The sequence below is a fragment of the Nocardia sp. NPDC023852 genome, assembly GCF_040639505.1.
Lineage (GTDB): Bacteria > Actinomycetota > Actinomycetes > Mycobacteriales > Mycobacteriaceae > Nocardia.
Genome location: NZ_JBFAAB010000009.1, coordinates 202,551 through 210,013, shown reverse-complemented (window position 1 = coordinate 210,013; position 7,463 = coordinate 202,551). Strand labels below are relative to the sequence as shown.

Annotated in this window: 5 protein-coding genes; all 5 read right to left on the bottom strand. The window is 69.1% G+C overall.

Translation table 11 applies throughout. The features are described from left to right. Positions 1 to 95: 95 nt before the first annotated feature. The 5 genes from glmM to AB0H00_RS15775 all read right to left on the bottom strand — a co-directional run bounded on the left by glmM (position 96) and on the right by AB0H00_RS15775 (position 7,389). Entirely contained in the window at positions 96 to 1,472 is a 1,377-nt protein-coding gene (gene glmM, locus AB0H00_RS15795; protein WP_357266260.1) for a phosphoglucosamine mutase, read from the bottom strand. 278 nt (positions 1,473 to 1,750) lie between these two features. Further along, a complete protein-coding gene (gene rpsI / locus AB0H00_RS15790; RefSeq protein ID WP_357266258.1) occupies positions 1,751 to 2,260 on the bottom strand; it encodes a 30S ribosomal protein S9 in 510 nt (169 codons plus the stop codon). Continuing rightward, positions 2,257 to 2,700 (bottom strand): 50S ribosomal protein L13, encoded by a 444-nt coding sequence (rplM, locus tag AB0H00_RS15785; RefSeq protein ID WP_327112742.1) that lies wholly within the window; start codon positions 2,698 to 2,700, stop codon positions 2,257 to 2,259. The genes rpsI and rplM overlap by 4 nt, the downstream gene beginning before the upstream one ends. A 173-nt stretch (positions 2,701 to 2,873) precedes the next feature. Beyond that, positions 2,874 to 4,781, bottom strand: a complete 1,908-nt coding sequence (locus AB0H00_RS15780) for a hypothetical protein (protein ID WP_357266256.1) — start codon at positions 4,779 to 4,781, stop codon at positions 2,874 to 2,876. A 112-nt stretch (positions 4,782 to 4,893) separates the two neighbouring features. After that, positions 4,894 to 7,389, bottom strand: coding sequence for an FHA domain-containing protein (locus AB0H00_RS15775; RefSeq protein WP_357266254.1), 2,496 nt, complete (start codon positions 7,387 to 7,389; stop codon positions 4,894 to 4,896). Between the last annotated feature and the right edge of the window lie 74 nt (positions 7,390 to 7,463).

The following is a 7,463-nucleotide window of genomic DNA, read 5'->3' as shown; positions in this document are numbered from 1 at the left end:
CGAGCGGCCGGCGCGTCCGCGACGAAGTCGCCAGTGGCGGGCGCTCGGACGCGAGCCACTAGGGGGCCGCGAACACGCCGCGCCCGCGCGGCCGATTACACAGAGCCGACCCGCTTGGCGAGATCGTCCGCCAGTTGCTGTGCCTGCGTCGGGTCGGTGGCCTCCACCATCACCCGCACCAGTTCCTCGGTCCCGCTGGGCCGCAGCAGAACTCGCCCGGAATCGCCGAGAATCCGCTCCGCCTGCAGGACCGCGTCGCGCACCTCGGGCGCGGTCGCGACCACGGACTTGTCGTTCACCGACACGTTCACCAATACCTGTGGCACGGTCTGCAGTACGCCGGCCAGATCGGCGAGGGTGCGCTGAGTCTGCGTCATCCGGGCCATCAGGCGCAGTCCGGTCAGGATTCCGTCCCCGGTGGTGCCGTAGCGCGGGAACACCACATGCCCCGACTGCTCGCCGCCCAGCGTGTACCCGCCGCGCCGCAGTTCCTCGAGCACGTAGCGGTCACCGACCGCGGTGGTGCGCACGGTGATTCCGGCCGCGCGCATGGCGATGTGCAGGCCGAGGTTGCTCATGACGGTGGCCACCAAGGTGTTGTCCGCCAGCTCGCCCGCCTCGTGCATGGCCAGCGCCAGAATCGCCAGGATCGCATCGCCGTCGACCACGGTGCCTTCGGCGTCGACGGCCAGACAGCGGTCGGCGTCACCGTCGTGTGCGAGGCCGAGATCGGCGCCGTGCGCCGCCACGGCCGCACGGACTTGGTCGAGGTGTGTCGAGCCGCAGCCGTCGTTGATGTTCAGCCCGTCGGGCTCGGCGTTGATGGCGATCACCGTCGCCCCCGCCTCTCGGTATGCGGCGGGCCCGACTTCCGCGGCGGCACCGTGTGCGCAGTCGACCACCACGGTCAGCCCGGACAGGTCCTGCCCGGTCGCTTCCACCAGGTGCTCGACGTAGCGCTCGTGCGTGCCCTCGAGACTGTAGAGATCCGGGATGACCAGCCCGTGGTCGCGCGCACCGGACGCATTGCGCACCCGCCCGATGCCCGCGCCGGTCGGCCGGAACGGCGCGTTTGCGGCGACGAGCGCCTCGATCCGATCCTCGATCGCGTCGTCGAGCTTGTGCCCGCCCGCGGCGAAGATCTTGATCCCGTTGTCGGGCATGGGGTTGTGCGAGGCGGAGATCATGACGCCGAGGCAGGCATCGTAGAGACCGGTCAGGTAGGCGACGGCGGGCGTCGGCAGCACCCCCAGCGAGAGCACGTCCACTCCCGCCGCTGTCAGTCCGGCGGTCACGGCGGCCTCCAGCATCTCCCCGCTGGCTCGCGGATCTCGCCCGACCACCGCGAGCGCACGCTTCTTGCCGCGGCTCAGGATCTGCGCGGCCGCGCCCGAAACGCGCAGCGCGAGTTCCGGACTCAGCGACTCATTGGCAAGCCCGCGGACACCGTCGGTGCCGAACAACCGTCCCATACCTCGCCCCTAATCGGTGGATCTGCGGCGTGAGCGACAGGCCCGGAGGCGGCAGCCCGTGTAACCACGAAGGGCCCCGCGAACGCCGCGAGTACATACAGCAGGAGAGCAGGCAACCAGCCGTTCACTGGAAGCCTGCTCTCGGACAGCTGCCACGTCGACCGTTCCCAGCGTGAGCGGGCCCTCATGGTTACGCAGGTTACCGGCTCCGAGCTTGACCACTCTCGCCGACTCCAGCACCGCCAGGTGGCGGATGCCGGAGGTCGACGACGCCGAAATCAGCGCTTCGAGTACTGCGGCGCCTTGCGCGCCTTCTTCAGACCGTACTTCTTGCGCTCGGTGGCACGCGGGTCACGGGTCAGGAAGCCTGCCCGCTTCAGCGCGGGACGATCATCCGGGGTGACCTCGATCAGCGCGCGGGCGATGGCCAGACGCAGGGCGCCTGCCTGGCCCGACGGGCCGCCGCCGACCAGGCGGGCGTGCACGTCGAAGGACTCGGTGCGCTCGACAGTCACCAGCGGCGACTTGACCAACTGCTGGTGCACCTTGTTCGGGAAGTAGTCCTCGATGGTGCGGCCGTTGAGCACGAAGTTGCCGGAGCCGGGGAGCAGCCGCACGCGGACGACGGCCTCCTTGCGGCGGCCGACGGTCTGCACCGGACGGTCGATCACGATCGGAGCGAACGACTCCGAGACCTCGGGGTCTTCGTAGCCCGCGCCGTCCTCGACGGCCTCGACAGCGTCGAATTCCTCGACGGCGTCCTCGTTGAATTCCTCAGGAGCGGTCACTGGGCCACCTGCTTGATCTCGAACGGAATGGGCTGTTGGGCGGCGTGCGGATGCGTCGGGCCCGCGTAGACCTTCAACTTGCCCGCGATCGCGTTGCCGAGCTTGTTCTTCGGGATCATGCCTTTGACGGCCTTCTCGACGAGCCGATCGGGGCGAGCCTCCAACACCTGACCGACAGTGCGCGACTTGAGGCCGCCCGGGTGCCCGGAGTGGTGGTGGATCAGCTTGTCCTGCCGCTTGTTGCCACTGATGGCAACCTTGTCGGCGTTGATGATGATGACGAAATCGCCACCATCGACATGCGGGGCGTAGGTCGGCTTCGTCTTGCCACGCAGCAGATTCGCTGCTTGGACGGCAAGACGGCCGAGCACTACGTCAGTGGCGTCGATGACGTACCACTTACGGGTCACGTCACCCGCCTTGGGGCTGTACGTAGGCACAGTGCTTCCCTGTCTGTCGTTGGTGTTGCCGGCCGAGCGCGTGGTCGAGGTGTTCCGGCGGCCGGTGGAGACCCGGGCCTCGGTGGACGACCGGACCGATCCATACAATCGGCCGAGCGTTCCACACGCCAACGAGCGACGATACCAGCGGTGCAGGCCGGAAAGAAATCGCGTCAGATCTCGAACGGCGGACCGGGGTCGATGGCTCCGGGCGGGCCCGGCACCACGTAGCGCAGGGTGTCGATGCCGGGCCCTGCGCACGCCGGGACACCACTCTCGTCGGTTCGCTCACCCGAATGGCTGTCTCTGGCGGTGGCGATCCCCGGCTTCGGCTGGTTGATGGCGTACGGGGTCAGCTCGCACACGATCGGCGCCATCCGGCCCGGCGCAGCCTCGTCGTCAAGGGCGACCGAGCCCACACCGCTGACTGCTCGCAAGTCGCTCGAAACAGCACCGCTAGCGACTGCTCGCAGGTCGCTCGAAACAGCACCGCTAGCGACTGCTCGCAGGTCGCTCGAAACAGCACCGCTGGTTTCCGCGGCCAGCTCGACCCGATCACCACCGGAAGGCAACGCGATCACGGCAAGAGCCACCGCGCCGACCACGGTGTTGGCCCCGAACAAGTTGCCCTTCATCTTGTTCCAGCGCTTTCCCTTGCGGGGCGGGTCCTCCTCGTCGGACTCCCTGCCGGGTTCTTGCCGTTGCCCGCCGCGCTGCTGCTGCGCTCCCTGGTACGGCAATTGCTGGTCCGGCGGGCCCTGGTACGAGGGCCGCGAGCCGAGCGGCGGCACCGGGCCACCGGGAAGCGGCCCCTGCGGCGGGCCGGCGAACTCGCCTTGCGGGCGCCTCTGCTGCTCGTCGGGGTGCTGGCTCGGTGGACGGGTGAAGCGACTGCCCAGCTCGGCGAGGTTCGGCGGGAGGCCCTGCGGCACTTGGTCGCGCCCGATCCGGGTGGTCGCCTCCTCCTCCTGCGGGGAGGGGTACCCCGGGCCGTACTGGACGCCGGGGACCGACCGGAACGGCTGCTCCGTTCCGCGCTGCCACGTGCCCGGCTGCTGCGGCGGCCGTTCCTCCGGCCGCTGCGATCCACTCTCGGTGCGACGGTGCCCCGCGTCGGCCTGCTGTTGAGCCGCGACAGCTTGCTGCTGCGCGTATTCGGCCTGCTGCCTGGCGGCATCCACGGGAGACCCAGGGCCGGGCGCTGGTTCGGCGGGCCGGCCCGTAGACACCGGCTCACCCGACTCGGTGTCGGTCACCAGCAAGTGCGCGGCACCGAGCACGAGCGCGTGCATCGGGTGGTCGGCCACTTGCAGCCGGTGCCCGAGATGATTCTGGAAGGCCAGGCGCAGCGCGTCGTTGAAGCACACATTGCCCGACAGCAGGACCGTCGAGGTATCCGCACCGATCGAGCGGGCCGCCGCCATCACCTCGATCACCACGTTGTCGGCCGATCGCGCGTCGCGCATGGCCGCGGCGTCGACCGGGACATCGACCGACTCGGTGGGCTGCTCGTCGTCGCCGTGCACGGCGACCACCAGCATGGTCCTGCCGTCGGAGTACACGCCCGTCGCGCCGATGCCGTGCGGCCTGGCCTGGTCCGGCGGGTGCACCAGCCCCAGCGCGCGCACGTAGCCCGACAGCGCGACGCTTTCCGGCAGCGGCTCGACGGTGACGTCGAGCTGTTCCACCAGCGTGGCGTAGACGTCGACCTTCTCGTCCGGCCAGCCGTCCGGGAAAGGTAGCGCCACCAGGTCCGGCTTGCCGCGGACGTGCTTGCCGATCTCCGCGAGCGGGTTGTACAACCGCGCGCGGAACACCAGCTCGGCGGGCCACGTCGCGCCCGCCACCACGATCTGCGGATGCCCGAGGATGTCGCGCACGTCGGCGATCGCCATCCCCAGATCAGGCCTTTTCCGTTCCACACCCGCGGTGTACAACCGACCCGACGAATCCGCCAGCAAATAAGCCGGCGGCGTCCACATACCCTCCACCTGTACCGGACGGATGGGGGTGCCCCCGCCGCCCGCGGCCACGGACACCACATCCCATCCGAGATGTACTGCCCCTACTCGCACCGTCACAGGCATAAGTGTGCCCGGTTCCCGGCCGAGATGCTGAACGTCGTGGTCAGCCCCGGGTCGTCGCCGCTTTCGCGCGGCGGAACCAGGCCACTCACCGTCGGTTCGGGAAGAATCACGCCGCCGACTTCTTCAGTCGCAGCCGACGCCACGTGATGATCGCCAGCACCGCGGTGATCGCCAGCAGGACCCCGACATCCAGCGCCCAGATCTCCGGCTTTTGTTGCCACAGGGTGTCGGGCTGTGCGCTGAGGAACACCTCGCGGATATTCACCGTCGACGCACCGGAGGCATAGCCCCAACGGGCCGGGAACAGCCAGGACACCTGCTCGAGCACTACCCGGCCGGTGACCGGGATGAGACCGCCCGCCATCACCAGCTGGCACATGATGGCCACCACCAGCAGCGGCATCACCTGTTCGTTCGACTTCGCCAGCGAGGAGAGCAACAGACCGAGGACCACACAGCAGACCGCGGTCAACGCGATATCGATGTACAGCTCCGCGCTGCCGGAAGCGAGCACCGCACCCTCGCCGGGCTGCTTCTTGCCCGCGAGCACGATCCCCACCAGCACCGCCGACTGCAGCAGCGCGGTGCAGCTGAACACCGCGATCTTCGCCATCAGATACGCCGAAGGCAGCAGGCCGACCGCGCGTTCCCGCTGGAAGATCGTCCGTTCGCCGACCAGGTCGCGCACCGTCAATGTCGAGCCCATGAAGCAGGCGCCGAGGATCAGCACCACCAGCAGCTGTTGTGTCTCGCCGCCGCCTTCAGGCACGAACGTGCCGTCCGGTAGCGCCTTCAACGCCCCGCGCTGGAAGCCGTTCTTCCCGGGAACGACCAGGGAGAGCCCGCCGAGAATGAACGGCAGGACCACCAGGAACACCAGATAGCCGCGGTCGGCGAGGATCAGCCGGATCTGTCTGCGTGCCAGGGTCGAGAACTGCTTGCCGCCGCTGGACTGCGGCGGACTGCCCGCCGACCCGTACGGCTGCTGCTGCGGCGGTGGTGGCGGCGGCGCGAACGCCTGCCGGGAGCGGTAGGCCGCGAACGCCTGATCCGGGTTGGCCGCGACGTTGGCGAAGATCTCCGCCCAGTCGCTGGTGCCGAGGGTGGCACCGACCCCGGCCGGGTTTCCGCAGTAGGCAGTCTTGCCGCCGGGTGCGAGCAGCAGCACCTGATCGCACATGTCCAGGTGCGCCACCGAGTGGGTCACCACGATCACCACGCGGCCCGCGTCGGCCAGCTCGCGCAGCATCACCATGACCTGCCGGTCCAGCGCCGGGTCCAGGCCCGAGGTCGGCTCATCCAGAATGAGCAGCGAAGGACCTGTCAGCAATTCCAGCGCCACCGAGGCGCGCTTGCGCTGGCCGCCGGAGAGCCGGTCGACCCTGGTGTCGGCGTGCTCGGTGAGCGAAAGCTCCTTCAGCACACCGTCGATCACCGCCTGGCGGTCGTCCCTGCTGTTGTCTCGGGGCAGCCGCAGTTCGGCCGCGTAGCCGAGCGCCTGGCGCACGGTGAGCTGACGGTGCAGCACGTCGTCCTGCGGCACCATGCCGATGCGGGAGCGCAGTGCCTCGTATTCGGCGTGCAGGTTGCGCCCCTCGAAGGTGACGACGCCACCGGACGGTTGCGTGGTGCCCGCGATCAAACGCGAAAGCGTCGACTTACCCGCGCCGGACGGACCGATCAGCGCGGTCAGCGTCCCTCGGCTCGCCGACATGTTCACGTCGACGAGCAGCTGCTTGTTGCCCTCGACGGTGAATCCGACGCCGTGCACCGCCAAGCCCTGCTCGGCGACCGGCTTCTGCCGGTGCACCAGCGTGCCCTGCTGCACGACGAAGTCGACGTTGCCGATGGTGATGATGTCGCGCTCGCGCAGCACCGCGTGTTCGGTGCGGTGCCCGTTGACGAACGTGCCGTTCGCCGAACCGAGGTCCTCGATGGTCAGCCCCTCGGCGGAGGCGACGAGGCGGGCGTGCTTGCGGGAGGCCAGCGGATCGTTGACGACGATCTGGTTGTCGGTGGTGCGGCCGATGGCCAGACCGCTCGGAGGTATGCGATCGGGGCGGGCGATCGGCGTGGTGGACGCCCTCGCCCGGACCGGCGGAATATTCGAGGTGCCCGCCCTGGTCGTCATGTTGACGTTCAGCGGCGGCGCGGGCGCGGCCTGCGGCGGCGGCTGATACTGCGGAGGCTGATACTGCGGAGGCTGGAACTGGTGCGCGGCAGGCTGACCCGACTGCGGTTGCGGCGCGGGCTGGGGCGGCCGTATCGAAGGCCGCTGCGGGGGTTGGGGATTCGCGGGTAACAGGTGCAGCAGGGGACCGCTGATCGCGTCACCGAGCCGCACCTGGGTGGGGCGATCGATCGACACCGGCTGAGTGAGTCTGCGCGCGTCCACGAACACGCCGTTCGTGCTCTGATTATCGGCCAACACCCAGGCGCTGCCCTGCCAGGCAAGTGTCGCGTGGACCCGCGAAACGAGTGGGCTGTCGACGAACAGCGTCACCTCCGGCGCCCGACCCATGGTGACCTTCTGGCTCGAATCGAAAATCCGTTCGGTTCCATCATGGCGCACGGTGATGGTTTGCGCCCCCGGTGAAGACATGCAGCGGATACTATTCCATGACCCGGACATCGGCGGTGCCCCCGACGCGCCTTATGCCCCGATCCGGGCGACCG

Excerpts from the sequence above, each read along its gene's own strand:
- glmM (WP_357266260.1), bottom strand. The coding sequence starts at position 1,472 with ATGGGACGGTTGTTCGGCACCGACGGTGTCCGCGGGCTTGCCAATGAG.
- AB0H00_RS15775 (WP_357266254.1), bottom strand. The coding sequence starts at position 7,389 with ATGTCTTCACCGGGGGCGCAAACCATCACCGTGCGCCATGATGGAACC.